24 protein-coding genes are annotated in these 25,966 nt (G+C 68.6%); 11 read left to right on the forward strand and 13 right to left on the reverse strand.

All coding sequences use genetic code 11. The features are described 5' to 3' along the window. Positions 1 to 31: 31 nt before the first annotated feature. Positions 32 to 673 (reverse strand): FMN-dependent NADH-azoreductase, encoded by a 642-nt coding sequence (locus CFP71_RS09325; RefSeq protein ID WP_093933431.1) that lies wholly within the window; start codon positions 671 to 673, stop codon positions 32 to 34. 83 nt (positions 674 to 756) lie between these two features. Here CFP71_RS09325 and CFP71_RS09330 point away from each other — a divergent pair, with 83 nt between their 5' ends. Continuing rightward, a complete protein-coding gene (locus tag CFP71_RS09330) occupies positions 757 to 1,233 on the forward strand; it encodes a MarR family winged helix-turn-helix transcriptional regulator (RefSeq protein ID WP_093933432.1) in 477 nt (158 codons plus the stop codon). On the opposite strand, the gene CFP71_RS09335 is transcribed toward CFP71_RS09330, so the two are convergent. Together CFP71_RS09335 and CFP71_RS09340 are read right to left on the reverse strand one after the other, a co-directional pair. Then, positions 1,230 to 1,532 (reverse strand): DUF6506 family protein, encoded by a 303-nt coding sequence (locus CFP71_RS09335; RefSeq protein ID WP_093933433.1) that lies wholly within the window; start codon positions 1,530 to 1,532, stop codon positions 1,230 to 1,232. The genes CFP71_RS09330 and CFP71_RS09335 overlap by 4 nt on opposite strands. A gap of 140 nt (positions 1,533 to 1,672) precedes the next feature. Continuing rightward, on the reverse strand, positions 1,673 to 2,485 hold the full coding sequence (locus CFP71_RS09340) for a LysR family transcriptional regulator (protein WP_093933434.1): 813 nt from the start codon (positions 2,483 to 2,485) through the stop codon (positions 1,673 to 1,675). 31 nt (positions 2,486 to 2,516) lie between these two features. On the opposite strand from CFP71_RS09340, the gene CFP71_RS09345 reads away from it, so the two are divergent. Together CFP71_RS09345 and CFP71_RS09350 are read left to right on the forward strand one after the other, a co-directional pair. Beyond that, on the forward strand, positions 2,517 to 3,110 hold the full coding sequence (locus tag CFP71_RS09345) for an ATP-binding protein (RefSeq protein WP_093933435.1): 594 nt from the start codon (positions 2,517 to 2,519) through the stop codon (positions 3,108 to 3,110). Further along, positions 3,107 to 3,640, forward strand: a complete 534-nt coding sequence (locus CFP71_RS09350; RefSeq protein ID WP_093933436.1) for a DUF4352 domain-containing protein — start codon at positions 3,107 to 3,109, stop codon at positions 3,638 to 3,640. Before CFP71_RS09345 ends, CFP71_RS09350 begins: the two co-directional genes overlap by 4 nt. A gap of 264 nt (positions 3,641 to 3,904) precedes the next feature. On the opposite strand, the gene CFP71_RS09355 is transcribed toward CFP71_RS09350, so the two are convergent. The 5 genes from CFP71_RS09355 to CFP71_RS09375 form a co-directional block, all read right to left on the reverse strand. Then, positions 3,905 to 4,618 carry an ABC transporter ATP-binding protein gene (locus CFP71_RS09355; RefSeq protein WP_093933437.1) on the reverse strand — a complete coding sequence of 238 codons (714 nt, stop codon included), beginning with the start codon at positions 4,616 to 4,618 and terminating at the stop codon, positions 3,905 to 3,907. Continuing rightward, positions 4,608 to 5,381 (reverse strand): ABC transporter ATP-binding protein, encoded by a 774-nt coding sequence (locus CFP71_RS09360; RefSeq protein ID WP_093933438.1) that lies wholly within the window; start codon positions 5,379 to 5,381, stop codon positions 4,608 to 4,610. The genes CFP71_RS09355 and CFP71_RS09360 overlap by 11 nt, the downstream gene beginning before the upstream one ends. Continuing rightward, a complete protein-coding gene (locus CFP71_RS09365; RefSeq protein ID WP_093933439.1) occupies positions 5,378 to 6,517 on the reverse strand; it encodes a branched-chain amino acid ABC transporter permease in 1,140 nt (379 codons plus the stop codon). Before CFP71_RS09365 ends, CFP71_RS09360 begins: the two co-directional genes overlap by 4 nt. After that, on the reverse strand, positions 6,514 to 7,485 hold the full coding sequence (locus tag CFP71_RS09370; RefSeq protein ID WP_093933440.1) for a branched-chain amino acid ABC transporter permease: 972 nt from the start codon (positions 7,483 to 7,485) through the stop codon (positions 6,514 to 6,516). The genes CFP71_RS09365 and CFP71_RS09370 overlap by 4 nt, the downstream gene beginning before the upstream one ends. 109 nt (positions 7,486 to 7,594) lie before the next feature. Continuing rightward, positions 7,595 to 8,746 carry a branched-chain amino acid ABC transporter substrate-binding protein gene (locus tag CFP71_RS09375; RefSeq protein WP_093933441.1) on the reverse strand — a complete coding sequence of 384 codons (1,152 nt, stop codon included), beginning with the start codon at positions 8,744 to 8,746 and terminating at the stop codon, positions 7,595 to 7,597. 470 nt (positions 8,747 to 9,216) lie between these two features. On the opposite strand from CFP71_RS09375, the gene CFP71_RS09380 reads away from it, so the two are divergent. After that, on the forward strand, positions 9,217 to 10,038 hold the full coding sequence (locus tag CFP71_RS09380) for an alpha/beta hydrolase family protein (protein WP_093933442.1): 822 nt from the start codon (positions 9,217 to 9,219) through the stop codon (positions 10,036 to 10,038). Here the strand turns inward: CFP71_RS09380 and CFP71_RS09385 are convergent. Together CFP71_RS09385 and CFP71_RS09390 are read right to left on the reverse strand one after the other, a co-directional pair. Further along, the gene (locus CFP71_RS09385) at positions 10,004 to 10,972 is read right to left on the reverse strand and encodes a LysR family transcriptional regulator (RefSeq protein WP_093933443.1); all 969 of its coding nucleotides are present in this window, start codon (positions 10,970 to 10,972) and stop codon (positions 10,004 to 10,006) included. The genes CFP71_RS09380 and CFP71_RS09385 overlap by 35 nt on opposite strands. A 209-nt stretch (positions 10,973 to 11,181) precedes the next feature. Continuing rightward, positions 11,182 to 11,610, reverse strand: coding sequence for a PaaI family thioesterase (locus CFP71_RS09390; RefSeq protein ID WP_093933444.1), 429 nt, complete (start codon positions 11,608 to 11,610; stop codon positions 11,182 to 11,184). A 219-nt stretch (positions 11,611 to 11,829) separates the two neighbouring features. Between CFP71_RS09390 and polA the strand changes: the two genes are divergently transcribed. The 7 genes from polA to CFP71_RS09425 all read left to right on the forward strand — a co-directional run bounded on the left by polA (position 11,830) and on the right by CFP71_RS09425 (position 22,584). Next, on the forward strand, positions 11,830 to 14,574 hold the full coding sequence (polA, locus tag CFP71_RS09395; protein ID WP_093933445.1) for a DNA polymerase I: 2,745 nt from the start codon (positions 11,830 to 11,832) through the stop codon (positions 14,572 to 14,574). Positions 14,575 to 14,650: 76 nt separating this feature from the next. Next, positions 14,651 to 16,255 (forward strand): S1 family peptidase, encoded by a 1,605-nt coding sequence (locus CFP71_RS09400; protein ID WP_244199612.1) that lies wholly within the window; start codon positions 14,651 to 14,653, stop codon positions 16,253 to 16,255. After that, entirely contained in the window at positions 16,252 to 18,456 is a 2,205-nt protein-coding gene (locus tag CFP71_RS09405) for a serine/threonine-protein kinase (protein WP_093933447.1), read from the forward strand. Before CFP71_RS09400 ends, CFP71_RS09405 begins: the two co-directional genes overlap by 4 nt. 10 nt (positions 18,457 to 18,466) lie before the next feature. Beyond that, complete coding sequence (locus tag CFP71_RS09410) at positions 18,467 to 19,876, forward strand: VWA domain-containing protein (RefSeq protein ID WP_093933448.1); 1,410 nt, start codon at positions 18,467 to 18,469, stop codon at positions 19,874 to 19,876. Then, entirely contained in the window at positions 19,873 to 20,961 is a 1,089-nt protein-coding gene (locus CFP71_RS09415) for a hypothetical protein (protein ID WP_093933449.1), read from the forward strand. The genes CFP71_RS09410 and CFP71_RS09415 overlap by 4 nt, the downstream gene beginning before the upstream one ends. Further along, positions 20,958 to 22,247, forward strand: a complete 1,290-nt coding sequence (locus CFP71_RS09420) for an ABC transporter substrate-binding protein (protein WP_093933450.1) — start codon at positions 20,958 to 20,960, stop codon at positions 22,245 to 22,247. The genes CFP71_RS09415 and CFP71_RS09420 overlap by 4 nt, the downstream gene beginning before the upstream one ends. Positions 22,248 to 22,257: 10 nt before the next feature. Next, positions 22,258 to 22,584, forward strand: coding sequence for a CU044_2847 family protein (locus CFP71_RS09425; protein WP_093933521.1), 327 nt, complete (start codon positions 22,258 to 22,260; stop codon positions 22,582 to 22,584). Between the two features lie 121 nt (positions 22,585 to 22,705). On the opposite strand, the gene CFP71_RS09430 is transcribed toward CFP71_RS09425, so the two are convergent. From CFP71_RS09430 to CFP71_RS09440, 3 genes are read right to left on the reverse strand one after another with little or no spacing between them, the layout of a single operon-like run. Then, a complete protein-coding gene (locus CFP71_RS09430; protein ID WP_005159342.1) occupies positions 22,706 to 23,284 on the reverse strand; it encodes a TetR/AcrR family transcriptional regulator in 579 nt (192 codons plus the stop codon). Beyond that, positions 23,281 to 25,176, reverse strand: coding sequence for a YhgE/Pip domain-containing protein (locus CFP71_RS09435; RefSeq protein ID WP_093933451.1), 1,896 nt, complete (start codon positions 25,174 to 25,176; stop codon positions 23,281 to 23,283). The genes CFP71_RS09430 and CFP71_RS09435 overlap by 4 nt, the downstream gene beginning before the upstream one ends. Beyond that, entirely contained in the window at positions 25,173 to 25,880 is a 708-nt protein-coding gene (locus CFP71_RS09440; protein ID WP_093933452.1) for an ATP-binding cassette domain-containing protein, read from the reverse strand. Before CFP71_RS09440 ends, CFP71_RS09435 begins: the two co-directional genes overlap by 4 nt. Positions 25,881 to 25,966 lie beyond the last annotated feature (86 nt).

A 25,966-nucleotide genomic window follows, 5' to 3' on the forward strand; every position in this document is an offset into this window, starting at 1 on the left:
CCACTCACGACCCCCTTGACTGCCCACGCGTTCAAGCCGCGACGGGCGTCCACAGCGCGTCGATGACACGCTCGGCCTCGGCCAGGCTGGCGTCGGCGAGCGGGATCAGGTCCGCCATCGCCGGGTTGACCTTCGCCATGGTCAGCTCGGCGGTGACGAACCGCGGTTCGAGCCCGGTCAGCGAAACGCCGTGAGGGATCCACGATTGCGCGTGGTCCCAGCCTTCGCGCGGCGTGCCTTCGCCGTAACCGCCGCCGCGCGAGGCCAGGACGATGAAGTCACGGCCGCCCAGCAGACCCTGGTTGGTCTCGGGGTCGATCGACAGCCCGGGCGCGATCAGGTGGTCGACCCAGGACTTGACCGTGCTCGGCGGTCCGAAGTTGTAGAGCGGCAGGCCCAGCAGCACGGTGTCGGCCGCTTTGACCTCGTCGACCAGTTCCTTGATGAGCCGCCAGCCTGCGGCCTGCTCCGGCGTGTGCTGTTCCGGCGGCACGGTCCTGGAGAAGTGGGTCGCCGCGTCCAGATGCGGCAGCGGCTCGGCGCCCAGGTCGCGGTAGGTGACGGTGCCTTCCGGATGCGCGGCGCGCCAGGCCGCGGCGGCCCGCGCGGTGAGGCCGCGGCTGGTCGAGTGCTCGCCGGTGATGCTCGAGTCGATGTGCAGCAGATGCGTCATACCTATAATCTCGCACAGATAGTTTGTGTAACGCAAACCATTGATCCTGTGTTGGTCATCATGTGGGAACGTACACTTGACGGGTGTCCGAACTCCCGGTCGTGAACCAGCCCCCGCACCGCTGCGGCGCGCTGCTCGACCACGTCACCCGCCGGATCCGGCTGCGCAGCGAGACCGTCCTGACCCCGCTCGGCCTGCGTCCCCGGCATCTCGTCGCGCTCACCGTGCTGCGCGACCTCGACGGCTGCTCGCAGCAGGACCTCGCGAAGACGCTGGAGATGGACAGCACGAACGTCGTCGGGCTGCTCAACGACCTCGAGTCCGCGAACCTGATCGAACGCAAGCGGTCACCGCGGGACCGGCGGCGGCACATCGTCGAACTCACCGACGTCGGCCTCAAACAGCTCGTCAAAGCCGAGTTCGCGCTCGCCTCGGTCGAGGACCAGGTACTCGGCGCGCTCGACAACGATCAGCGCGAGACGCTGTACAACCTGCTGTATCAGGCCGCGGGCCATGCCGAGCCCGGCGCCTGTGTCGAAGCCGTCCACGACGACTGTTAGGCCCCGAGGCCGAACAGGTCGTGAAGCTGCTTCGTGGCCTCGCCGCCGTACATGACGCTTCCGACCGGAACCCGGGCTCCCACCGCGTCGATCACCCGCGCCGTCCACACGGGACCGAAAGCGCCGCACAGTTCGATCAGCTGCGCCCCATCGGCCACAAGCCGTTCGGCTACGGCCACGACCTGGTCCACCTCGCCGACACCGACCAGCACCGTCAGGCAGGCCCCGGTGTCCACACGGGACACGTCGCGCTCCGGATCGCAGCCGTCGGCCAAGTACACGAAACCCCACTGTCGCATGACGATTCTCCTTCGTTCTCGAACACCGTGAGGTAATCGCGAAACGGGATCGTCGTCCACGAGGCGGATCCGAACGGCCGTTCGGGATCACCGAACAGGCGAGGCCGGGCGCGCGGCGCGCGAATCCGTTGTGGGCGCCGTCATAGCAGCGCCGCGATCCGGTCCGAAGACGCGTGCGCCGGATCCCACACGAACGCGTGCCGGACGACGGGCGCTTCCCGCAGCGGAAGCCACCGCAGGCCTTCGGCCGGTTCTTCCCGGGGGCGCAAGGCGACGACGTCGCCGCCATGCCGCAATTCGGCGACGAACAGCGTCCGCCGAGGTGGCCCGGAGCGCACCCGGGGCGGCCGCCAGCCGACCGCCGCGAGCAGCGCGTCGTGATAGCCCGGCGCCAGTTCCCGGTTGTACAGAAGGAGGTCTAGCCCGGTGAGGTCGTCCCAGCCCGCCTCGTCGAGCCGGGCCAGGGGATGAGTGCCGGAGACGAGCACCCCCAGCGGTCTCTCGCTCACGACGACGACCCGCAGGCCGTCCACCGCCTCCGGCAGGGCGAGAAGACCGGCGTCGAGCGCGCCCCGGCGCAGGAGTTCGAGTTGCCGCGCGGCGGAGAGGTCCTCGATCTCCACCGCGCCCGCGTGCAGGGCGGGGAGCACGGACGGCGGCGCGCCCGGTGTCACGCCGACGCGGAGCGGCCTGTCCACGGTCTCGCGGACGGCTCGCGCGCCCAGTTCGGCTTCCTCCAGCATCCGGCGGGCGTGGGGGAGCAGCACCAGCGCGGCGGCGGTGGGTGTCATGCCCGCCTGGGTGCGGACGAACAGCGTCGCGTCCAGTTCCCGTTCCAGCGCGATGATCTGCTGGCTGAGCGACGACGCCCGGATGCCGAGGCGCTCCGCGGCGCGGGTGAGATGCCCTTCCTCCGCCACGGCGCACAGATATCGAAGACGTCGTAACTCCACAATCGCACAGTAGCCGTAGGAGAATGGCAGGGTGAGTGACACGAGCGCGCGACGGGGCGACACCACGCACGACTGGGCCGGTTCGGTGGACCACGACCATCTGGCGCGCATTCGCCGGAAACCGGGGGAGTTCTCCCCCGGCGGGGTCGGTCATCTCGTCCTCGAAGTACTCGCCTACGCGGCCGAGGAGGCGGAAAGCACCGGCGGTGGGCACGCCGTCGTCACGGTCCATCCCGATGGCTCGGTCTCCGTGGCGGACAACGGCCGGGGCACCGCCACCCGTGCTGACGGGAGCGGCGGGTTCGTGAAGAAACCGGTCATGTCGACCAAGGACCTGCGCTTCTTCGGCTTTCCTGACGCGCAAACGTTGCCGGACGGCCATCCGCGGCACGGAATGTCGGTCGTCGCGGCATTGAGCGACTGGCTCGTGCACACCAACCGGCGTCACAACGGCTCTTGGACTCAGCGGTACGAACGCGGTGTCCCGGTCACCGATCTGACGCCGATCGCGGACGACGGCACGACCGGCACGACGGTGCGTTTCCGGCCCGGTGAGGACGTCGGCCCGGTACGGCTGCCGGAGGTCGGCGGGTGGCAATACCTGAGCGTGGAGATCGTCGGATGAGAAAGTGCCTGACAATGGCCGCGGCCGCGGTCCTCCTGCTGGCCGGCTGCTCCGGCGAGCAGGCACAGCCGCCCGCCAAACCCGTGTACGACCTGCCCGCGCGGGAGGTCCGGCCGGACGAGACCGCGCTGCACCTGTCACCGGTGCTCAACGGCGAGACCGAGTTCTCCGTCATCGGACTGGCCGCCGGACTGCCCAGTCTCACCGGCAGCCACACCGAGTTCGAAGCGAAGGGGCGGTTCGTCCGCCTCCGGCTGGTGGTGACGGGGAAGGGCGTGTCCGGAATTGTTTTCGACACCCGGCGCCAGCAACTCCTCACCGATTCCGGCGCCGTGATCGCCGTCGACAACCAGGCCATGACCATCAAGCGGCAGCCCGACAAGTTCGAGCTCGGGCGAGGCGTACGGGTCGAGTTCGACCTCTACTTCGACCTGCCGAAAGAGGCGAAACCCTTGGTGCTGCGGGCTTTCGGCGGTCCGACGCTGACGGACATGAAGAATCTCACCGGGACCGACATCAAGCTGGGCTGAGCAGAAGGTGTTGTGAAAGCCACTTTCGCAACCTTCAACGTTGCGAAAGTGGCTTTCACAACATGTCTGTGGGGCGGCCCGGTCCGTTAGGCGGCAGCCAGCGTCGCGAAAGCCACTTTCGGGACGTCAGGTGTCTCGAAAGTGGCTTTCACGACACCCGAAGCCTGGCCCGAAACGCCACCCACGGCGACCTACGGCGACACGCCACGCTCGCACGGAAAGGGCCCCGCCGCGAAAGCGACGGGGCCCTTCCTGCAAAAGGCGTCAGACGCCCAGGTCGCCACCAAGATAGGCGGCCCGCACCTGCGGGTCGTCCAGCAACTCGGCGCCGCGGGCGCTCTTGACCACTTCACCGGTCTCCAGCACGTACGCGCGGTCGGAGAGCTTCAGCGCCTGCTGCGCGTTCTGCTCCACCAGCAGGACCGTGGTCCCGCGTTTGTTGATCTCGCGGATGATGTCGAAGATCTGCGCGATCAGCATCGGCGCCAGGCCCATGGACGGCTCGTCGAGCAGCAGCACCTTGGGTTTGGTCATCAGCGCGCGGCCGATGGCGATCATCTGCTGCTCGCCACCGGACATCGTGCCGCCGAACTGGGTCTTGCGTTCGTTCAGCCGCGGGAACAGCTCGTAGACCTCGTCGAGATCGGCCTTCAGGTCGTCCTTCCGGGTGTAGGCACCCATCAGGAGGTTCTCCTGCACCGTCATACCGGGGAACACGCCCCGGCCTTCCGGCGACTGGCCGATCCCGAGTTCGACCCGCTTGTGCCCGGGCGTCTTCGAGATGTCCTTGCCGTCGAAGAGGATCCGGCCGCTGGTCAGTGGACGCAGGCCCGAGATCGTCTTCAGCGTCGTGGTCTTGCCGGCGCCGTTGGCCCCGATGAGCGAAACGATCTCGCCCTCGCCGACCTCGATGGTCATTCCCTTGAGCGCGGCGATCTTCCCGTAGTGGACGTTGATGTCCTGAACCTCAAGAAGCATCTTCCGCCACCCCCAGGTAAGCCTCGATCACCTTCTGGTTGTTCTGCACCTCGTGGGGGAGCCCTTCTGCGATCTTCTGGCCGAAGTCGAGCACGGCCAGCCGGTCGGCGATCTGCATGACCAAGCCCATGTCGTGCTCGATGAGCAGCACGGTCCGGCCGTCGTCCCGGATCTTGCGGATCAGCTGCTGCAGCGAGTTCTTCTCCGCCGGGTTCATCCCGGCGGCGGGCTCGTCGAGCAGCAGCAGCTTCGGGTCGGTCGCGAGCGCACGCGCGATCTCCAGCCGGCGCTGGTCGCCGTAGGAGAGGTTCTTCGCGGTGTTGTGCTCGACCCGTCCGATGCCGACGAAGTCCAGCAGTTCCCTCGCCAGCTCGCGGCCCCGCTTCTCTTCCCTGCGGTGCACGGGCAGGCCCAGCGTCGCCGAGATCGCGCCGGTCTTGTGGTGCGAGTCCGCACCGACCATCACGTTCTCGAGCGCCGACATGTTGTGGAACAGCCGGATGTTCTGGAACGTGCGGGCGATCCCGGTCTGGTTGATCTTGAACCGCTTCATCCCGCTGACCTTGGTGCCCGCGAAGCGCACCTCGCCCTCGGTCGGCTGGTAGACGCCGGTGATCACGTTGAACACGGTGGTCTTGCCCGCGCCGTTCGGTCCGATCAGCGCGAAGATCTCACCCTGGTCGATGGCGAGGTCGACGCCCTTCAAGGCCGTGACGCCGCCGAAGCGCATGGTCACGCTGTCGAATTCGAGCAGTGCGCTCATTTCGTCACCTCCGCCGAAGCCTCGGAATCCGGACCCGCGACTTCGGCGCCCATGGCACCCATCCCGCCCGTTCCTTCACGTAGTTCCGCCTTGCGCTGCCGGGACGGCAGCAGGCCCTCCGGCCGCAGTGCCATCATCAGCACCAGCACGGCGCCGAAGAACAGGATGCGGTACTCCTGCACGATACGGAACCGTTCCGGGAGCCAGGCGACGAGGAACGCGCCGAGGATGACACCGGGCAGGTTGCCCGCGCCACCGAGCACCACGGCCGCGAGGATGGTCGCGGACAGGATGAACGGGAAGTTGTTCGGCTCGATGAAGACGGCCTTGCTGGCGTAGACCACACCGGCCATCCCGCCGAGCATGGCGCCGATGGCGAACGCCAGCAGCTTGAACTTGAACGTCGGGACACCCATCAGTTCGGCGGCGTCCTCGTCCTCGCGGATCGCCGCCCACGCCCGGCCGACGCGGCTTCGGTGCAGCCGCACCGAGAAGACGATCGCGATCACGATCGCCGCCAGGACCAGGTAGTAGTACGGCGCCGGGTCGAGCAGGAACTCGACACCGAACATCGCGTCCGGGTGCGGGACGTTGGTGATACCGCGGGCGCCACCGATGGAGTCGGTGTTGGTCGCGGTGATCCGGACGATTTCACCGAAGCCGAGTGTCACGATGGCCAGATAGTCGCCGCGCAACCGGAGCGTCGGAGCGCCGAGGATGACCCCCGACATCGCCGCCAGGAAGATGCCGAGCACGAGGCATCCCCAGAAATCCCAGCCGTATTTGGTGCCCATCACGGCGAGGGTGTAGGCGCCGATCGCGAAGAACGCGACGAAACCGAGGTCGAGCATGCCCGCGTGACCGACGACGATGTTCAGGCCGATCGCCAGCAGGATGTAGATCCCGACCGGGAAGATCAGGACGCTCGTCCAGTCCGAATCCGGGGACATGAACGAACCGATGGCGGGTGCGGGCAGGATCAGCGCGCCCACGATCAGGAGAATGTAGACGCCATAACGCTGCCAATGCGGAGCGTCGGCCCACCAATCCCGCATACCGTCGATGGGGTGGAACCCGGCGCGCGCGGGCTTCCCGTTCTCTGAGGACTTTTCAGCCACTTCTTCGTTGCCCTTCATGCGCGTGCCCGCTGCAGCGATTCACCGAGGATGCCGGTGGGACGGAACATCAGGACCAGCACCAGTACCACGAAGGCGGTGACGTCCTTCCATTGTGAACCGAAGAAGATCGAACTCCAGTTCTCCACCAGACCGAGCACGATGCCACCGAGCAGCGCCCCTCGCAGGTTGCCGATACCTCCCAGCACGGCCGCGGTGAACGCCTTGATGCCGAGGAGGAAGCCGATGCGGTAGTCGGTGTTCTCGTATTCCATGACGTACAGCGCCGCGGCGACACCCGCCATGGCGCCACCGAGCAGGAAGGTGAGACGCACGATCTTGTCGATGCTGACGCCCATCAGCACGGCGGCTTCGGGATCCTGTGCCGTGGCACGGATACCGCGGCCGATGCGGGTCCGGCTGACCAGCTGGTCGAGGGCGATCATCATGATCACGGCGCCGACGACGACGAACACGTGGTCGGTGCGGACCACGCCGTTGCCGATGTGGAACAGCTCCTCGTGCGGGATGAACCGCGGCGCGTTCTGCTGGACACGGCCGGACTTGCCGGTGATCCATTCGATGATGTGCAGTCCGAACGCTTCCTGGAGGAACAGGGAGGCGCCGATGGCGGAGATCAGCGCGGCCAGCCGGGTCGCGCCTTTCTTGCGGAGCGGCCGGTAGGCCACTTGCTCCAGAAGGACCGCCGCACCACCGGAAACGGCGGCCGAAGCGATGATGATCAGCAGCAGCACGGCGATCATCCCGAACACGCCGAGCGTGATCGGGGCGGTGCCGCCGGCGATGGTGATGAGGACGAACAGGGACGTGACCGTCCCGATCATGAAGATCTCGGAATGCGCGAAGTTGATGAGCCGGAGCACGCCGTAGACCATTGTGTAGCCGAGGGCGATGAGGGCGTAGATGCTTCCGGCGACCAGTCCGCCGATGGTGCTACCGAGGAACTGGGCTTGCAGATCTTGAAGCATGACGTGGATGCCTTACGGGACGGGGCGATATTTCGCCACATTTACGGGAAGCGGGGGAGCTGTGCCCGCACAGCGCCCCCGCTTCCGTTAGGTGTTCCTACCTGCTCCGTCAGCCGTTGAGCTTGGCTTCGGTCGAGACGCCGAGGTTCTTGAGGACGCCACCGGTGACCTGGTAGACGTTGATCGCGTCCGTCGACGGTTCGCCGTTCTCCTTGAACTTGACCTGCTTCGAGACACCCTTGAAGTCGATCGTCTTGAGGGCCTCGTTGATCTTCTCGGCGGTGGTGTTGCCCGCCTTGACCGCGTTGATGATGGCGGTCGCGGCGTCGTAGCCCTCGCTCGAGTAGATCGCCGGGTCGACGTTGTACGCGGCCTTGTACTTGGTGCTGAACTCGTCGGTGGAGCCCGCGTCCGGGATGTTGCAGGGGCAGCCGACGACGGCCTTCTCGGCGGCCGCGGCACCCGCGCCGCTGACGAGCTGAGCGTCGAGCGATCCGTCGCCGGTGGCGAAGACGGCGGTCACCTGGCTGTCACGCAGCTGCTTGAGCAGACGGCCACCCTGGGCGTAGTAGCCACCGAAGAGGATGATGTCCGGGTTCGCGGCCTTGACCTTCTGCACGGTCGAGGAGTAGTCCGACGCGTCCTTGGCGAACTTGTCGCGCTCGGTCGGGACGTTCTTTTCCTTCAAGGTCTTCTCGAAGTTGTCGGCCAGGCCGACGCTGTACTCCTGGTCGTCCGAGATGACGTAAGCCTTCTTGGGCGACTTCGCCGTGATGAGGAAGTTGGCGATGGCCGGGCCCTGGCTGGCGTCACTCGCGACGACGCGGTGCCAGTACTTCCAGCCGTTCGCGGCGAGGCCCGCGTTGGTGGCCGACGGCGAGACACTCGGGATCTTGTTCTGCTCCAGCTGACCGCCGATGGCCTTCGACTCGCCGGAGAACGCCGGGCCGATCAGCGCGGTGATCTTGTCCTGGCCGACGGCGGTCGCGATCAGCGACGTCGCCTGCTCGGGCTTGCCCTGGCTGTCGTATTCCTTGAGCTCCAGCTTGGTCGCCGGGTTCGTCTTGTTGTACTCGTCGATAGCGAGCTTCGCGCCGTTGCGGGGCGGGATGACGATCCCGGAGTTCTCACCGGTGAGGTCACCCATGAACCCGATCTTCAGCGTGCTGCTGTCACCGCCACCGGACGTGCTGCCGCCCGCGCAGCCCGCCAGCGCCAGCGACGCAGCCGCCGCGACGGCGAAAACCCGTCCAAAACGCACTCCTGACACCGACTACCTCCCATGACCAACCAGCCGCCGGTAGGCGTTGCCCCCGACACAGGGGCTAGGTTAGGGCAGGAAGATATCCCCCTCTGCCATGATCTGGACAGACGCCCATCACTCTGTGTCCACATCGTGACGGTCGAAACCAGAACGAATTGCACGAAAAGGCGAATGTTGCCGGTTGACAGGTCTTCGCTGGTCACGCTGGGGATTCACCGCTACCACGTCGATCATGCTCGTGGGTAATGATCATGTTTCGGCCGCGTATCTTGCGACTTTCCCCGGTTCGAAGGCGCCCGTTCGTCGTAGCAATGTTGCCCCAAAGGGCGTCAAGCGTGCCCCTCCCTTCTCTCGTGGCACGACAACCGATGGTTGTCATCGGGGCCCGAACGGCTGTTGGATCCCGGCCCGGACCTCGCGGTTAGCTGTTCCCAGAGCCGGAAAAACCGCGAAGGACCTGGGAGAACATGACGATGAGCGTCGAAATGGGCGAAGCGATCGAAGGCGTGGCGGCGGGAGTCCCGTTCGTGGCTTTGCCGCCGTCGGACCTGGAGCGCCCGGCGCCGCTGGTGCTGACCTGGCACTTGCTGGGCGCGCCGTTCAGCGAGGCGGCCATGGCGGCGGCGCTGCCGATGCGGGAACTGCGCGCGTGGCGAGTGCACCTCGGGTTGCCGCTGACCGGGAAACGTTTCCCTGAGGGCGGTTTCGAGGGCTTCTTCCGCCTTGCGAGCGAGGACAACGTGCTCAACGTCGTCGAACCACTCACCAGGCAGGTCGAAGCCGAATTCCCGGCGGCGGTGGCGGAGCTGTGCTCCCGCCTGTCCATTGAGGACGGTCCGGTCGGGCTGGTTGGCGGGTCGCAGGGCGGTGCCGTCGCGTTGCAGATGCTGACCCACGCCGAGATCCCGGTGGCCGCGGCCGCGCTGGTGAACCCGGTGACCCAGCTGGCGCCGGTGATCGCGGCGAACGAGCGGGTCTACGACGTCACCTATCACTGGTCGGACCGGTCCCGCGCGGTCGCGGACGAGTACGACTACGTGCGGCGGGCCGACGAACTGACCGCGCCGGTGCTGCTCGTCATCGGCGAGGAGGACGACGTCTCGATCACCGAACCGGCGGCCGCGCTGCACAAGGCGCTGGGGGAGGGGCGATCCGAGCTCGTGACGATCCCGGGGATGGCGCACGAGTTCGCCGAGGCGCCCGGCCTCGAACCCGCTCCGCAGACGGAACACGCGAAGCTGGTCGACGCCGAGCTCACGCGCTGGTTCGCCCGGCACCTAGCTGTCTGAGGTCGTCGTCCGGCAGCCAGGATCGTTCGGGATCGTAGGCGCACCAACCTTCTTCGTGGCCGGTCCGGCCCAGTAGCGCCAGCAGGCGCCGCAGGGCCGGGCCTTCGCCGCGCCGCCACACGACCGACCACGGGAACAGCGGCGACGGTTCGAAAGGCAGGACCCGCAGGTTGAGATCGGAAGCGAGGTCCATGTCGGCGCCGGCGAGGGTGACCCGCTGCTTCCCGTAACGGGTCTGTTCCAGGGTGTGCCTGAGGTCGTAACTGACCCCGGAGTCGTCGATCGGGACGGCGAATTCTTTGCATAGGCGTTGCAAATAAGAAAGCCATTCGACCGGACCGCCCAATTGCGGAATCCAGATGCCGTCACCCCGGAGATCGGACAATTTCAGGACATCGCTGCCCGCCAGCGGATGCTCCGGCGCGAGGAGGGCGACCAGCGGTTCGAGCCGGACGAGGCGATGTTCGAGTTCCGGCGGCACCTCGCGGCCGAGGTCCGCGACGCGGCCGAACGCGAGGTCGATCTCACCGCGGACCAGCGGGTCCAGAGCGTTGACGAGCCCCCGACCTGCGACGCGTTCTACGGCGAGGTCCGGATCCCGCTGCGCGACGCGGCGCAGCATGTACATGGGGGCGAGGCGCGGGTCGATGACGTCGAGGCGGGGCGGCCGGTCCTGAAGTCCCATCGCGGCGACGGCGGCGTCCGCCGCGCGGATCAGCTCGCGCGCGTGCGGGAGGAAGCGGTCGCCGTCGGGGGTCAGCTCGACGGACCGGTTGGTGCGGCGGAAGAGCTGGACCGACAAGGCGTCCTCGAGCTTGCGGATCCGCTTCGACAGCGCTTGTTGCGTCAGGTAGAGGGATTCTGCCGCGCGACCGAAATGGCCGTGGTCGGCGGTCGCGACGAACGCCCGCACCTGAGCCGTGTCGAGATCCACGCCGCTCAAGGTACGTGAAGGCCCCCTTCATGTACCTAGGCGCAAGGAAGGGGGCCTTCACACCGTGAAGGCCTCCTTGCCTACCCTCAAGGTAGTGAAGGAGGCCTTCACGTACTTCAGGTGCAGGTCGCCTATGTCATGAAAGGGTCGTTCAGGACGAAAAACGTCCTGAACGACCCTTTCATGACACTCCGGAGGGGCCGGACAGCTCACGCGCCCGGCGGCCGCTCCCGCACCACGCAAGTCAGCCGCGCCGTGCACGAGCGGCGGCCCTGGTCGTCGGTCAGCACGATCTCGGCGGTGACGGTCCCGCGCCCGACGTGCACCGGAGTCGCGACACCGGTCACCCGCCCGGACCGGACCGCCCGATGGTGGGTGCACGAAAGTTCGAGGCCCATCGTCGCCTTGTCGGTGCCGGCGTTGAGCGCGCAGACCATCGAGCCGAGCGCCTCGGCGACGACGGCGTTCGCCCCGCCGTGGAGGAGACCGTAGGGCTGGAGGTTTCCCTCGACCGGGATGCTGCCCACGACGCGTTCGGGGCCGAATTCGCTGATCTCGAGCCCGAGCTTGTCGTTGAGCTGCTGTCCGGCGTAGGCCGGGTCGATCCCGGCGAAGGATTCGAGGGCTTGTTCGGTCACGCAGAGCTCCTTAACATCGTGAACCCGCGACCGCGATCGCGTCGCCAGGGCGCACGTTCCGAGTTTTTCTCACGTCCTGCCGACAGACGCCCTGCCGCCACGACCGCGGGGCCTTTGGCCAGGCGGGTTCCTGCGCCGAGGGTGCCGGGCAGCTCCGCCGACATGCCGCAACCGACACGACAGGTAGGACTGTCAGACCCTCACCCTAGACTCGCTCCCGTGAGCCCGAGTGAGAACACGACCGTTGCCAACGCCACACCCGCCACCGCACAGGCCGAGCGGCCCAAGCTGCTGCTGATCGACGGCCATTCGATGGCGTATCGCGCGTTCTTCGCGCTGCCCGCGGAGAACTTCAAGACGAAGACCGGGCAGACGACGAACGCGGTCTTCGGGTTCACCTCGATGCTCATCAACCTGCTGCGCGACGAGGCGCCGACCCACCTCGCGGTGGCGTTCGACCTCTCCCGCAAGACGTTCCGCTCGGAGACGTACGCGGAGTACAAGGCCAACCGCAGCGCCACCCCGGACGAGTTCAAGGGCCAGGTCGGCCTGGTCGAGGACGTGCTCAAGGTCCTCGGCATCCCGGCGCTGACCAAGGAGAACTACGAAGCCGACGACATCATCGCCACGCTCACGACACAGGCGACCGCCGAAGGCTTCGACGTCCTCATCTGTACGGGCGACCGTGACGCGCTCCAGCTGGTGACAGAGCAGGTCACCGTGCTGTACCCGAAGCGCGGCGTGTCGGAGATGACCCGGTTCACCCCCGAGGCGGTCGAGGAGAAGTACGGCCTCACCCCGTCGCAGTACCCGGACTTCGCCGCCCTGCGTGGCGACCCCTCGGACAACCTGCCCAGCATCCCGGGCGTCGGCGAGAAGACGGCCGCGAAGTGGATCAGGCAGTTCGGGTCGTTCAACGAGCTGATCGACCGGGTCGACGAGGTCAAGGGCAAGGTCGGCGACGCGCTGCGCGAGCACCTCGGCGCGGTCATGCTGAACCGTCAGCTCACCGAGCTGATCCGCGACGTCGAGCTGGAGCTCGGCCCGACAGGCCTGGAGCTGCGCCCCTGGGATCGCGAGGCCGTCCACGCGCTGTTCGACGAGCTGGAGTTCCGGGTCCTGCGTGACCGGCTGTTCGCCACCTTGCAGAGCGCGGAGCCCGAGGCCGAGGAGGGTTTCGAGGTCAGCGGCGCGAAGCTCGCTCCGGGCGCCCTCACGGAATGGCTGTCCGCGCACACCGGCCAGGACGCGCCGGTCGGTCTGGCGTTCCGCACCACCGGGGCTTCGGTGCGCTCCGACCTGAAGGCCATCACCTTCGCGGCGGCGGACGGCGAAGGCGCGTATGTCGACGTCACGACAATGGACGCCGAGGACGACAAGGCGCTCACGGCCTGGCTCGCCGACGCGAAGATCCAGAAGATCGGTCACGAGCTCAAGGTCGCCCTGCACGCCGTCCAGGCGCGGGGCTGGGCGTTCGCCGGCCTCGTCATGGACACCGCGCTCGCGGCGTACCTGGTCCGCCCGGGCCAGCGCACGTTCGAGCTCGACGACCTGGCCCTGCGGTACCTGCACCGCGAGCTGCGGTCCGAGGCCGACACCGGGGACGGGCAGCTTTCGCTGCTCGACGGTGGCGGCGCCGAGGACCTGGAGCAGAAGGAGATCCAGGCCGAGCTGGTCAAGGCCCGCGCGGTCGCCGAGCTGGCCGGCGCGCTGACCAAGGAGCTCGAAGAACTCGGCGGCGCGCAGCTGCTCGTCGAGCTGGAGCTGCCGCTGTTGCAGGTGATCACCGGACTCGAAGCGGCGGGCATCGCGGTCGACATCGAGCACTTGACGGATCTGGAAGCGCATTACCTCGGCCGGGTCACCCAGGCCGCGGACGAGGCGTACGCGGTCATCGGCAAGCAGGTCAACCTCGGTTCGCCGAAGCAGCTCCAGGTGATCCTGTTCGACGAGCTCGGCATGCCGAAGACCAAGCGCACCAAGACCGGCTACACCACCGACGCCGAGGCGTTGCAGAGCCTGTTCGAGAAGACCGAGCACCCGTTCCTGCAGCACCTGCTGGAGCACCGGGACGCGACCAGGCTGCGCACCACGGTCGAGGGCCTGATCAAGGCGGTCGCCGACGACGGCCGCATCCACACCACGCTGCTGCAGACGATCGCCGCCACCGGGCGGCTGTCCTCGATCGACCCGAACCTCCAGAACATCCCCATCCGCACCGAGGAAGGCCGCCGCATCCGCGACGCGTTCGTCGTCGGCGACGGGTACGCCGAGCTGATGACGGCGGACTACAGCCAGATCGAAATGCGGATCATGGCGCACCTCTCGCAGGACGAAGGGCTGATCCAGGCCTTCAACAGCGGCGAGGATCTTCACACGTTCGTGGCGTCCCGCGCGTTCTCGCTGCCGCCGGAGGAGATCACGCCGGAACTGCGGTTCCGGGTCAAGGCGATGTCGTACGGCCTGGCGTACGGCCTTTCGGCGTACGGGCTTTCGCAGCAGCTGCGGATCTCGACCGAAGAGGCCAAGGAGCAGATGGAGGCGTATTTCTCCCGCTTCGGCGGCGTGCGCGATTACCTCCATTCGGTCGTGGGCGACGCGGCCAAGGTCGGTTACACCGAAACGATCTTCGGCCGCCGCCGCTACCTGCCGGATCTCAACAGCGACAATCGCCAGCGCCGTGAAATGGCCGAGCGGATGGCGCTCAACGCCCCCATCCAGGGCAGCGCGGCGGACATCATCAAGGTCGCCATGCTCAACGTGCACAAGGCGCTGACCGAAGCGAAGCTGAAGAGCCGCGTGCTGCTCCAGGTCCACGACGAACTCGTCCTCGAGGTCGCCGAAGGCGAGCGCGAGCAGCTGGAAGCGTTGGTGCGTCAGGGAATGGGCTCGGCATACGAGCTCGCCGTGCCGCTGGAGGTCTCGGTCGGCTACGGCCGGTCCTGGAACGACGCCGCACATTAGAGCCCGCATTAGGCCTCGTGAGTGGTAATGCCGGTGAGAACCGTCATTGCCACTCACGATGGGTAGGGTCTTTCGGGTGACTTCCGAGCGCAGACGCTGGCGGGTGCGGCTGCGCGATCACCGTGGGCGGATCCTGGGCGCCGGGACCATGCTCGACGGCGAACACCTCCTCACCTGCGCTCACGTGATCGAAGGCCACGACGAAATCGCGGTGGATTTCGTGGCCCTTCCCGGTGTCGAATCCGGAATCGCGAAAATCGTCGCGCAGGCCGCGCCCATCGGTGACGACGGCGGGGACGTCGCGCTGCTCCGGTTGCGTGATCCCGAAGAACAGATCACCGGTGCGCCGCTCCACCGGACGGCCCTCGAAGACGGCCGGCATGTGCGCGCGTACGGCTTTCCCTGCGGCTCGGACGGAATGTGGTCGCTGGCGACCGTCGTCGGGGACGGCGGGCACGGTCTGGAGCGCGTCCAGCTGCACCGGAGCCCCGACGCCGAGCCGATCACCCACGGCTTCAGCGGTTCCGCGGTGATCGCCGACGAGACCGGTCACGTCGTCGGCATGGTCGCGACCCGGTACGCGACCGAGGCGGCCCGGGTGTCCTGGATGATCCCGGTCGAGACCATGCTCGGCTACCTGCCGGAACTGCGCCGCTGGGCTCACGGCAGCCCGGCGATCGACCCGAGTTTCGTCCAGCGTCCGGAACCACCCGCGATCGACGTGCTCTTCGCCCGCGATTTCGCGCGCTGGCTCGGCGGGCACGGCCGGTCGGACGTCCGGGTGATCATCATGGGCGAGGACGATTCGGCCGTCGCCGCCTCGTTGCGCCGCGCGGTCGTCCTCGGCGACCGCGAACACGGCGCGGGACGGAGCGTGTCCGGGCCGACGGTCCCGCCGGTGGGCAGTGTCGTGCTCGCCGTCGACGCGGTCGGCAAGACCGCCGACGCGGTCCGCCGTCGCATCTCCGACCGGCTCGACGTCGCCGCGGACTCGCCCGCGGGCCGTCACGGGTCAGGCCGCACCGTCGTCGTCTACGGGGTCGACGAGTCGGCCGAACCCGACGAGCTCGTCGGCGAGGTGCTCGTGCCGCTGGCCCAGCGCGCGCAAGAACTCGGGCTGCGGCTCGCGCTGGCCTTCCGCGAGGAGACCTCGCCGGGGGTCAGCGTGGTCCGGTCGAGCACCGACGTCCTGTGGGCCGGAGCGGACGACGTCGAGGGCCGTTTCGCCCTGCTGGAAACCCGGCTGGCCGAACTCGAACGGCTGGAGAAGGACAACCTGGGCGACGCGCCCCGCTTTTCCGGCGCTCCGCACGTCCATCCCCGGGCGCGGCGGTTGCGAGGAGCCTTGACGCAGGTGCGTTCGGCGGAGCGGGACGGCGAAACCGAATGGGTGAAAAGGCAGCTTCCGGTCTGCGAACGAGCCGTGGCGAAAACCGTCGAGCGTGCCCGGGACCTGCGCCGTCTCCTCGACGAGAACCTCGCCCGGCGCGCGGAACTGCGTGCCCGGCTCGACGCCTACGGGGAGATGGCCCGTAACAGCGGCCTCGTCGAAGACGTCGAACTGGATGCCGCCTACGCGCCCGCCTGGCGGTTGCTCTTCGAAGGACCGTGCGACCTCGCGGCCGCGACGGCCGCCGTCGAGCGGTACGCGGAAACCGTACGGAAACGGATCGACGGATGACGGCCTGCGGACGGAACGGCTGCCCCGGCGCGCTCGGCAAGACCGGCTTCTGCGAGATCTGCGGGCTGCCGCCCGGAACCCCGGAAGAACCGACGCTGGTGATCCCCGGCCCGGACGAGCCGACCAGGATCACCGGCACGGTGGTCACCCGGTCCCAGCAGATCGCGGACGACCGGGTCCCGCTGCCTGCCGTCGAGCTCCCCGGCGTCGCCGGCCGCCTGCTGACCGAGCCGTACGTCCCGGAGGAGGAACGGTTCTGCGGCAAGCACGGCTGCGCCACCCCGGTCGGCCGTTCGGTCGGCGGTGGATCCGCGCCCGCCGAGGGATTCTGCCCCGTCTGCCGGACACCGTTCTCGTTCACGCCCAAGCTCGCGGCCGGTGACGTGGTCGACGGCCGCTATCACGTGCTCGGCTGCGTCGCCCGCGGCGGACTCGGATTCGTCTACCTGGCGACGGACTCCGGACTCGGCGGCCGCCACGTCGCGCTCAAGGGCCTGATCAACACGAACAACACCGCCGCCGTGCGGATCGCGGAGACCGAAAGCCAGGTGCTCACCGCGCTGGAGCATCCGAACATCGTCCGGATCTTCGACGTGGTCGAGCACGAGGAATTCCGGTACATCGTCATGGAGTTCGTCGACGGGCTTTCCCTGCGGGAGATCAAGAACCGCGGCCGGGCCGGGCTGGACTCCAGCGAAGGACGGCTGCTGGTCGAGCACGTCGTCGCGTACGGACGCGAGATCCTGACCGCGCTCGACTACCTGCACGGCGAGGGCCTGCTGTACTGCGACATGAAGCCGGACAACGTGATCCGCGGCGAGAAGCGGATCAAACTCATCGATTTCGGCGCCATCCGCAAGATCGCCGACGACGAAAGCCCGCTCGTCGGAACCGAGCACTACCAGGTGTCCCCGCGGGAACGCGCGAAACACGGGCTCACCGTCCGGTCCGACATCCACACCGTCGGCGTGACGTTGCGGGAACTCTTCCAGGCCAGCGACGGCTGGTCGGTCACCACCGACGCGCGTGGCGTCCGGTTCGGCATCGAGTCCTTCCTCCGTGTCCTCGACCGCGCGACCGCCGGGTTCGACCAGCGATTCGCGAGCGCGCGCGAGATGCTGGTCCAGCTCGACGGCGTGCTCGACGAGATCCTTTCCTTGCGGGACAAGCAGTCCCGGCCCTCCGGATCGACGCTGTTCACCGAAGGGGCGGTCCTGCTCGACGCGGGGCTCGGCCAGGCGCCGCCGCTGGAGCACTGGACACGAGGGACTCCGGTCTCGCTCGGAGCGCGCCCGGCCGCCGCGGAGATCGCCGTCGGCCTGCCGTTGCCGCGCGAGGATCCGGAGGATCCGCAGGCGAACTTCCTCCGCGCCGTCCGCGCTCCCGACGCGGCCCGGTTGCTGAAGAAGCTCGACAGGGTGTCCGGTTCGGTCGAGGTCGAGTTCCGCCGGTGCCGGGCGCGGCTGGAACTCGGGGCGACCGTCGAAGGCGCGTTGGCGGTGGCGGAGGCCGAACGGCTCCTCGGCGACCGTGCCGCTCACGACTGGCGGGTGGCGTGGCATCGGGGCCTGCTCGCGCTCGGAGCGGGTGATTTCGCCGCGGCCAAGGAGAAGTTCACCGCCGTGTACCGGGACATCCCCGGTGAGGAACCGCCGAAACTCGCGCTGGGCCTGTGCGAGGAGCATCTCAACGGAGCGGCCGCCGCCGAGCGGTACTACGACGCTCTGTGGGTGCGCGACAGGTCCCAGGTCAGCGCGGCGTTCGGGCTCGCGCGGGTCCGGTTGCTGCGTGGCGACCGCGCCGCCGCCGTCGCGATCCTCGACCAGGTCCCGGAATTCTCGCGTTACGACGAGGCCGCGCGGATCGCCGGGGTGCGGGTGCTGTCCGCGCCGATGCCCGGGACCGGTGATCTCCCGGCCTCGGCCGAACTCGACGACGCCGTGGTCCGGCTGACCGCCTTGGACCTCGACGGAGACGCCCTCGACAGACTGGTGACGGCGGTGCGCGAGACCGGGCTCGCCGGGGTGCTCCTCGGGCAGGACGGGATCACCGACGGCGAGATCCTGCGCGCGGACGAGACGGGCGCCCGCACGGTGCTGGACAAGTCGTACCGGCGGCTCGCCCATCACGCGCCCGCGCCGGGACCGCACGACGTCCTGATCGATCTCGCGAATTCGGTGAGACCGGTGACGCTTGTGTGAAGGGGGATCGATGACGCGGCCGAGTCTGGGACTCGAGGTGCACCAGAACAAGTTCCTGGCCGAGGGCGGCCGGACGATGACCGCGATCGTCCGGGTCGTCTCGCGCGGCGGTGCGGCCGCCGCCAGGACGGCCGCCGAGGTCCTGATGATCGACTGTTCCAGCTCGATGCGCTTCCCCAGCACCAAGATCGGCGAGGCCCGGCGCGCCGCCGCGGCCGCCATCGACGTCCTTCCCGACGGCGTGCGCTTCGCCGTCATCCAGGGCACCGAGCACGCGAAGGTGATCTATCCGGCCGAGGACGGTCTGGTCGCCGCCTCGGAACGGACCCGCGCGGAGGCCCGCGCCGCGGTCGAGCGGCTCGCGGCGGTCGGCGGGACCGCGATGGGCGCCTGGCTCACCAAGGCCCGCGACCTCTTCGACCACGAACCCGACGCCGTCCGGCACGCGATCCTCCTCACCGACGGCCGCAACGATTCGCAGACCAGGGCCGCCTTGATGACCGTGCTGAGCAGCTGCGAAGGCCGGTTCGTCTGCGACGCCCGGGGGATCGGCGACGGCTGGGAACCCGCCGAACTCACCCAGATCGGCCGGGTGCTGCGCGGGAACGTCGACTCCGTCGTCGACGACGATCAGCTCACCGAGGATTTCCGGCGGCTCGTGGAAAGCGCGATGACGAAGGTGCTGCCCGAGGTCCGGCTGCGCATCGGCACCATGCCGTTCAGCAGGCTGCGCTCGATCAAGCAGGTGTTCCCGGACGAGTACGTCCTCACCGACCGGTGCCGGGAGGTCGCCGTCCGCGAGCTGGAGCTCTCACTCGGCTCGTTCGCGAGCGACGAGACGCGGGACTACCAGCTGATCCTGGATCTCGATCCCGGCCTCGAACCCAGCCACGGACAGGACCGTCAGCTCGCGTGGACGGAACTCGTACCCGTTCCCGGAGCCGCGGCAGAGGAGGGCGCGCTGCCCATCGCGGGACGGTGGACGCACGACCCGATCCCGCCGACGCTGGTGCACCCGATGGTGTCGAAGTACGCCGCTCAGGCCGATCTCGGTGAGGCGTTGACCGCCGGCGGCGACGCCTACGCGGCCGGGGACCAGGCCGGGGCCGAACGGTACTGGGGCCGGGCGGTCGCCTTGGCCACCGCCGCGGGTGACGACGAGACGCTCGGCCGTCTCTCGGGGGTCGTGGAGATCGTCGACGCGGAGAAGGGGACCGTGCGCCTGCGCCCGGACGCGACCCGCAGTCACGCTTTGCACGTCGTCATCCCGTCGAGGGTTTCGGAAATCGCTCTCCCGCAGGAAGATCGGCCGATGCCCGGAGCGCCACCCCTCGCCTGCGCCTGCTGTCCCGCGCTTTCCCCCGCCGGGGCGAACTTCTGCGTCGGCTGCGGGGAACCCTTCGGCGAGGCGGTTCCGTGACGCCGACCCGGGTGCGGCTGGTCCGGCTCCGCGCCGCGCTGCTGGCGCTCACCCTCGCGGTCCTGGTGGCCTCGCTGTGGGCGTTCCACAATGTCCATGACACGGCGGAGACCGTCCGCGACCGGACTTCGCAGGCGGTGCTCGAAGTGACCGCGGCCCGGGCCGCGCTGGTGGCCGCCGACGCCGCCGCGGTCGCCAGTTTCGCCTCCGGCGAGGCGAAACTGGCCGGCCCGGGGCAGGAGTACGCGAATCAGCTGGCGCTGGCCAGCCAGAGCCTCGCGCGGGTCGCGGAGTTCAATCAGGCGGGGGAGGACGGCGGCAACGCGCTGCAAGTGGTGGAAAGCCAGGTCGCGGCCTACTCGGGCTCCATCGGGCAAGCCGATGTGCACTTCCGTCAGCCGGACGCCGCCGTGCTGGGCGCTGTCGACCTCTGGCACGCTTCACGGCTGCTGCACGCTCCCGGCGGGGTCTTGGAGGAACTGGAAACGTTGCAGGGCAGGCAACGTGACGCGCTGGACCGGCAGCTGTCGTCCACCGGGATGAGCCTCGCGCTGCTCCCGCTGTGGCTCCTGCCGGTGCTGGCCCTCCTGGTGCTGCTGGTGCTCACCCAGCTGTTCCTGAAGAAACGCTTCCGCCGCGTGGTCAACGTTCCGCTGCTCACGGCGACCGTGCTCGTCGCCGCCATCGGGGCCGCCCTGGTGCTCACCTTGATCAGCCGTGACCGGCTGGACTCGGTCGGCGAGCGGCTCGACGGCGTGGCCGCGGCGCGGGGCGCGCAGATCCGGGCGGCCGACGACGCCGGTCAGCGACAGCTCGCCGATCTGCTGACCGAGTACTGCGACGAGGAGCGGGGATGCGGTTTCACGGCCGACGAATTCCGGGAGCGGGCCCGGCGGACCACCACGGTGGAGACGGACAACACGCGGGTGGTCACAGCGGGCGCGAAGGCGGTGGCGGCCGACGCCTCCGACGCGGCGGAATCCGGCGGACGGGAGTTCCTGATCCCGGCGGGCACCCTGCTCGCGGGCGGACTGATCCTGCTCGGGCTGCACGCCCGGATCGACGAATACCGGTACCGCCGGTGAAACGCCTGCCGGCCATGGTGATGGCGCTGTCTCTGATCGCGGGCGGTTGCTCGGTGTCGGCGCAGGACGGGCCGGTCGTCGTCCTCGCGTCCTGGAGCGGGGAGGAGGAGACGGCGTTCCGGCAGGTGCTGGAGGCGTTCAAGGCCGACACCGGGATCGGCTACCTCTATCAGGGCACCCGGGCCGTCGACCAGGTGCTCGCCTCGGACGTCCAGCGCGGCACGCCGCCGGACGTGGCCGTCCTCCCGAACGCGGGTGTGCTGGCGAAATACCAGAAGTCGGGTGACCTGCTGCCGCTCGACGACGACCTCTCCGCCGCCGTGAACCGGTCCTTCAGCCCGCAGTGGGTCAGCCTGCAGAAGATCGGCACCGAGAAGCTGTACGCGCTCGCGGTGAAGGCCGATCTCAAGAGCCTGATCTGGTACGACCCGGCCCGGCTGACCGGGATCCGCCCGACGACGTTCGAAGGTCTCCGCGCGTTGTCCGCCGGGCTGACCGCCGCGGGCGGCACGCCCTGGTGCGTCGGGATGGGCGCCCCGCCCACTTCGGGCTGGCCGGGAACGGACTGGATCGAGGACATCCTGCTGCATTCGGCGGGGCCCGAGAAGTACCGGCAGTGGGCGTCCGGCGGGCTGGCGTGGACCTCGCCGGAGGTGAAACAGGCTTGGCTGGACTGGGGTTCCGTCCTTGAACCCGCCTCGATCCGCGGTGGCACCGCGGCCGCGCTGCTGACCGACTTCGGCGACGCGGGCAAGCGGATGTTCACCGACCCGCCGGGCTGCGCGCTCGAACACCAGGCGTCGTTCATCATGAGCCGCTATCAGAACTTCAAGCGGCCCGACGGGTCGTTCCCCGAGCCCGGCACCGATTTCGACTTCCTCTCCTTCCCCGGCCGCGACGTCTCCGAGGTCGCCGCCGACCTGGCGGGCATGTTCAGGAACACGCCCCAGGCGCGGAAGCTGATCGAGTACCTGGCCTCGGAGAAGGCGCAGCGGATCTGGCCGTCGATTCCCCGCGCCAACGCGTTTTCCGCCAATCGGAAGCTCGGCCTCGACGTCTATCCGGACCAGGTGAGCCGTCGGGTCGCGGAGACGATCACCTCGGCCTCGGCCCTGTGTTTCGACGCCTCCGACCTGATGCCCGCGACGATGACCGGCGCGTTCCACCGTGCCGTCCTGGAGTACCTGAGCAACCGTGACCGGCTGGACATCCTGCTGAAACAGCTCGACGACGTGCAGAAGAGCATTCAACAGGGCGAGTGGCTGAAAATCCCGTGTGGACAGTGAAGGAGATCCGGTGAACGACCTGGCGCGGTTCCCGCTCGAAGGCGGCGGTTCGGTGATCGTCGAGATCGACCCCGTCCCCGGCACCTCCCGCGTCTCCCGGCGCGACGACCTGATCGAGGACACCAAAGGATCCTTCGAAGCGGCGCTGGCGAACGTGCGGGACGCGGCCGCGGCGGCGCTCGACACCTTCCGGTCGATGGCCAAGGGACCGGACGAGGTCGAGCTCAAGTTCGGCGTCAAACTGACCGCCCAGGCGGGCGCGGTGATCGCGAAAACGGGGCTGGAAGGGAACTTCGAGGTCAAGCTGAAGTGGGTCCGGGAGACCGAAGACGCGTGATCAGAGCCGTAACTCGCGTGCTTGGAGCCGGAACACGCGCCGCACCTTGTGTTCCGCCTTCAAGCACGCGAGTTACGGCCTTGATCACGCGAGATCCGGCTTCGATCACGCGTGATCCGCGTCAGCGGCCGAGCCCCCGGACCAGCACCATCACCGATTCCCGCACGTCGGCCCGGGTCCGCTTCGGCTGGAACACCTGCCAGTCGAGGGCGACCACCAGCATCGTGCCGAACAACCCGGCCGCCGCCGTCGGGATCTGGACGCCGTCGGGGAGCCGCCCGGCGGCGTCCAGCCGGTGCAGCTGTTCGCGCACGATCGAGATGATCTCCTCGCGCAGCAACGTCAGCGTCTCGTGCCACGTTCCGGGCGTGCGCCACATCTCGCTCACCAGGATCTGCGAGAAACCGGGGTATTCGGCGATGAACTCCAGCGCGCCGTCCACCTGCGCGGAGATGACGTCCATCGGATCGCCGTCGCCGGTGGCCGCGCGCAGCCGGTCCGCGAGCACGCCGACGCCGTAGCGCAGCAGTGCGTCGACAAGACCGTCCTTGCTGCCGAAGTTGTAGTAGACGGTGCCTTTGGCGACTTTCGCCTCGGCCGCGATGTCGTCGACCGTCAGCCCGACGAGGCCGCGGCTGGCGGACAGCCGCAGGGTCGCCTCGAACAACTTCTGCTTCGTCGCCTCACCCCGGGGACTCACAACGCGAGCTCGGGTTTCAGCGCGGAAACCGTCCAGGTGCGCCGTTTCCGTGCCGCCAGGGTCGAGACCAGGATGCCGCCGACCAGATACGCCACCAGGACGCCGATGTCACCGAGGATCTCCATCGAGGCGCCACTGTAGAGCAGGTGCCGGAACCCGTCGATGGCGTAACCCATCGGCAGCACGATGTGCAGCGGGTACAGCGCGTCCGGGATCGTCTGCCAGGGGAACGTGCCGCCCGCGCTCACCAGCTGTAGCACCAGCAGGACCAGGCCGAGGAACTTCCCGACGGCGCCGAAGAACGAGTTGAGCGCGTGCACCACGGCGGTGAAGGTGAGCGACACCAGGACCGCGAACCCGATCGCGCCGAGCGGATGCGCGACGTCGATCCCGACCAGCCAGGTCACCGCGCCGAACAGCACGATCACCTGCGCGATCCCCAGCAGCGCCGAGGAGAGCCAGCCGCCGAGCGCGACCTTGAACGGCGACGCGCCGGCGGTCAGGGCCCGGGTGGAGAGCGGGCGCAGCAACAGGAACAGCACGAACGCACCGATCCAGGTGGCGAGGGAGATGAAGAACGGGGCCAGACCCGCGCCGTAGGTCCCGGCCGAGGCGACGCCGGAGGAGTTGACCGCGACCGGGTCGGCGATGGTGTTGGCCGTCGCCGCGCGGGTGGGATCGTCCGGGTTCGGGATCTCCTTCAGCCCGGCGGCGAGCCCGTCACGCAGTTTCACCGCGCCGTCGGCGAGCTCGGTCGTGCCGGAGACGGCGGACTTCTCGCCGTCGTTCAGCTTCGCGGCGCCGTCACGGATCTGCGTCGACGCGTCGGCGGCCTGCGCGATCCCGCTGGTGAGCTGCGGGGTGGCCGAGGCCAGCTGGTGCGCGCCGTCGGACACCTGCCGTGCGCCGGAAGCGAGCTGGACGAGCTGGCTGTTCGCGCCCTGGATCTTCGTGTTCGCCTGGTCGACAGGGGAGCGGAGGGTGTCGAGGCGGCTCAGGATCTCCTGCACCTTCGCCTCGGGGACCTCGGCGGCGCGCAGATCCTGCGCGAGCTGGGTGCGGTAGCCGTCGAGTTTGCCCTGGATGTCGCCGGACGCCGTCGCGGCGAGCGAAGCCGCGTCGGAGACCTTCTGGTTCCCGTCGGCGACCTGACCGGCGCCGTCGGCGAGTTTCTGCGTCTGGGCGGGGAGCTGGGCGGTACTGGATTTCAGGGTGCCGAGTCCGGTCGCGAGCTGGGAGCTGCCGGAGGCGAGCTGGTTGGCGCCGTCGGCCAGTTGCTGCTGGCCCGTCTTGAGCTTGCCCGCGCCGTCGGCGAGCTGCGAGGCGCCGTTCGCGGCCTCCTGGATCTTGCCGTAGATCGTGGAGAAACCGACCAGGAACTTGTCCGCCGCCTCGCTGCCGACCTTCTCCGCGATCGTCTTGCGGACCTGTTCGGCCACCTGCTTCGCGATGGTTCCCGACAGATAGTTGTTGGCGTCGTTGGTGGTCAGCGTGATCGTCGCCTGCTGGGGCTGGAGGTTGCCCGAGGACAGCAGCGCGGTGGAGAAGTCGCGCGGGATGCCGATGGCGAACGAGTAATTGTCGTTGCGGACGCCCTTGAGGGCTTCCTCCTGCGACACCTCGTGCCACTGGAACGTGCCGGACTTGACCAGTTCGTCGGTGACCTCGCGGCCGACGTTGCGTTCCGCGCCCGCCGAGTCCTTCGCGCCGGCGTCGGAGGTGAAGACGGCGGCGGGCAGCTTGTCCAGGCGCGAGTACGGGTCGTAGTTCGCGTAGAGGTAGAAGGACGCGTAGAGCAGCGGCACCAGGACGAGCGCGACCATGGCGAGCTTCGGCAGGGTGCCGCTGCTCAGCCGGCGCAGCTCGTTGGCGGCGATCCGGACGGGGTTCATTCCTGGTCTCCTGAAGTCTTCTCGGTGTCGTCCGCCACGGTCGCTTCCAGCGTCGTCTCCGCCGGGGTTTCGACGGGTGCGCAGCGCACGGGATCGGGCTGGTCGAGAGCGCCGCACAGGGCGGGCTTCTCCGGCAGGGCCGAAACCGGGGTGGTGGCGGTGAGCACGATGACGGCGAGGCCGCGCTCGGCGTACTCGCGGGCGAGCCGCGCCCAGCTGTCGACGTCGCTGGTGTGCCTGTCCGGGGTGTCGAGCACGAGGACGCCGACTCCCTTGCGGCTCGCGGCGAGCGCGGTCAGCAGCCTGGTGCGCGTCACCGGTTCGAGGTTCTCGAAGCGGGTGGTGGCGAAGGCGGCGGCGTCGTGCTCGGCCAGCCAGCTCGTCACCGCGGCCTTGTTCGCCGGGCGTTTCGCCAGTTCGAGTTCCTCCCCGACGACGACCTGCAGCGTCAACGCGCCGTCCGGTTCGCTCACGCCGGGGGAGTCGACGACGGCGATGACCTTCCGCGGGTCACCGCCCTCGACGGTCACCGTCCCGGTGGCGGGCTTCAATCTGCCGGCCAGCGCCAGCCCGAAGGCCGTGACGCCGACCCCCGGCTCGCCGTGCACGATCGCCAGCTCACCACCCGAAACGGTGAGCGAAGTAGGCGACAGCAACGTGCCGTGGGGTCCGGTCACGGACACCCTGTCGGCTTGAACCCGCACGAAGAACTCCCAGGTCGGCGACTCGTGGAACTTTTAAACTGACTGGTCAGTTCAAAAGTTAGCCCTGACCTGGGAGGTGCACAACC

The sequence above is a fragment of the Amycolatopsis thailandensis genome (assembly GCF_002234405.1).
GTDB classification, from domain to species: Bacteria; Actinomycetota; Actinomycetes; order Mycobacteriales; family Pseudonocardiaceae; genus Amycolatopsis; species Amycolatopsis thailandensis.

Excerpts from the sequence above, each read along its gene's own strand:
- CFP71_RS09325 (WP_093933431.1), bottom strand. The coding sequence starts at position 673 with ATGACGCATCTGCTGCACATCGACTCGAGCATCACCGGCGAGCACTCG.
- CFP71_RS09335 (WP_093933433.1), bottom strand. The coding sequence starts at position 1,532 with ATGCGACAGTGGGGTTTCGTGTACTTGGCCGACGGCTGCGATCCGGAG.
- CFP71_RS09350 (WP_093933436.1), top strand. The coding sequence starts at position 3,107 with ATGAGAAAGTGCCTGACAATGGCCGCGGCCGCGGTCCTCCTGCTGGCC.
- CFP71_RS09355 (WP_093933437.1), bottom strand. The coding sequence starts at position 4,618 with ATGCTTCTTGAGGTTCAGGACATCAACGTCCACTACGGGAAGATCGCC.
- CFP71_RS09360 (WP_093933438.1), bottom strand. The coding sequence starts at position 5,381 with ATGAGCGCACTGCTCGAATTCGACAGCGTGACCATGCGCTTCGGCGGC.
- CFP71_RS09365 (WP_093933439.1), bottom strand. The coding sequence starts at position 6,517 with ATGAAGGGCAACGAAGAAGTGGCTGAAAAGTCCTCAGAGAACGGGAAG.
- CFP71_RS09370 (WP_093933440.1), bottom strand. The coding sequence starts at position 7,485 with ATGCTTCAAGATCTGCAAGCCCAGTTCCTCGGTAGCACCATCGGCGGA.
- CFP71_RS09380 (WP_093933442.1), top strand. The coding sequence starts at position 9,217 with ATGACGATGAGCGTCGAAATGGGCGAAGCGATCGAAGGCGTGGCGGCG.
- CFP71_RS09405 (WP_093933447.1), top strand. The coding sequence starts at position 16,252 with ATGACGGCCTGCGGACGGAACGGCTGCCCCGGCGCGCTCGGCAAGACC.
- CFP71_RS09410 (WP_093933448.1), top strand. The coding sequence starts at position 18,467 with ATGACGCGGCCGAGTCTGGGACTCGAGGTGCACCAGAACAAGTTCCTG.
- CFP71_RS09435 (WP_093933451.1), bottom strand. The coding sequence starts at position 25,176 with ATGAACCCCGTCCGGATCGCCGCCAACGAGCTGCGCCGGCTGAGCAGC.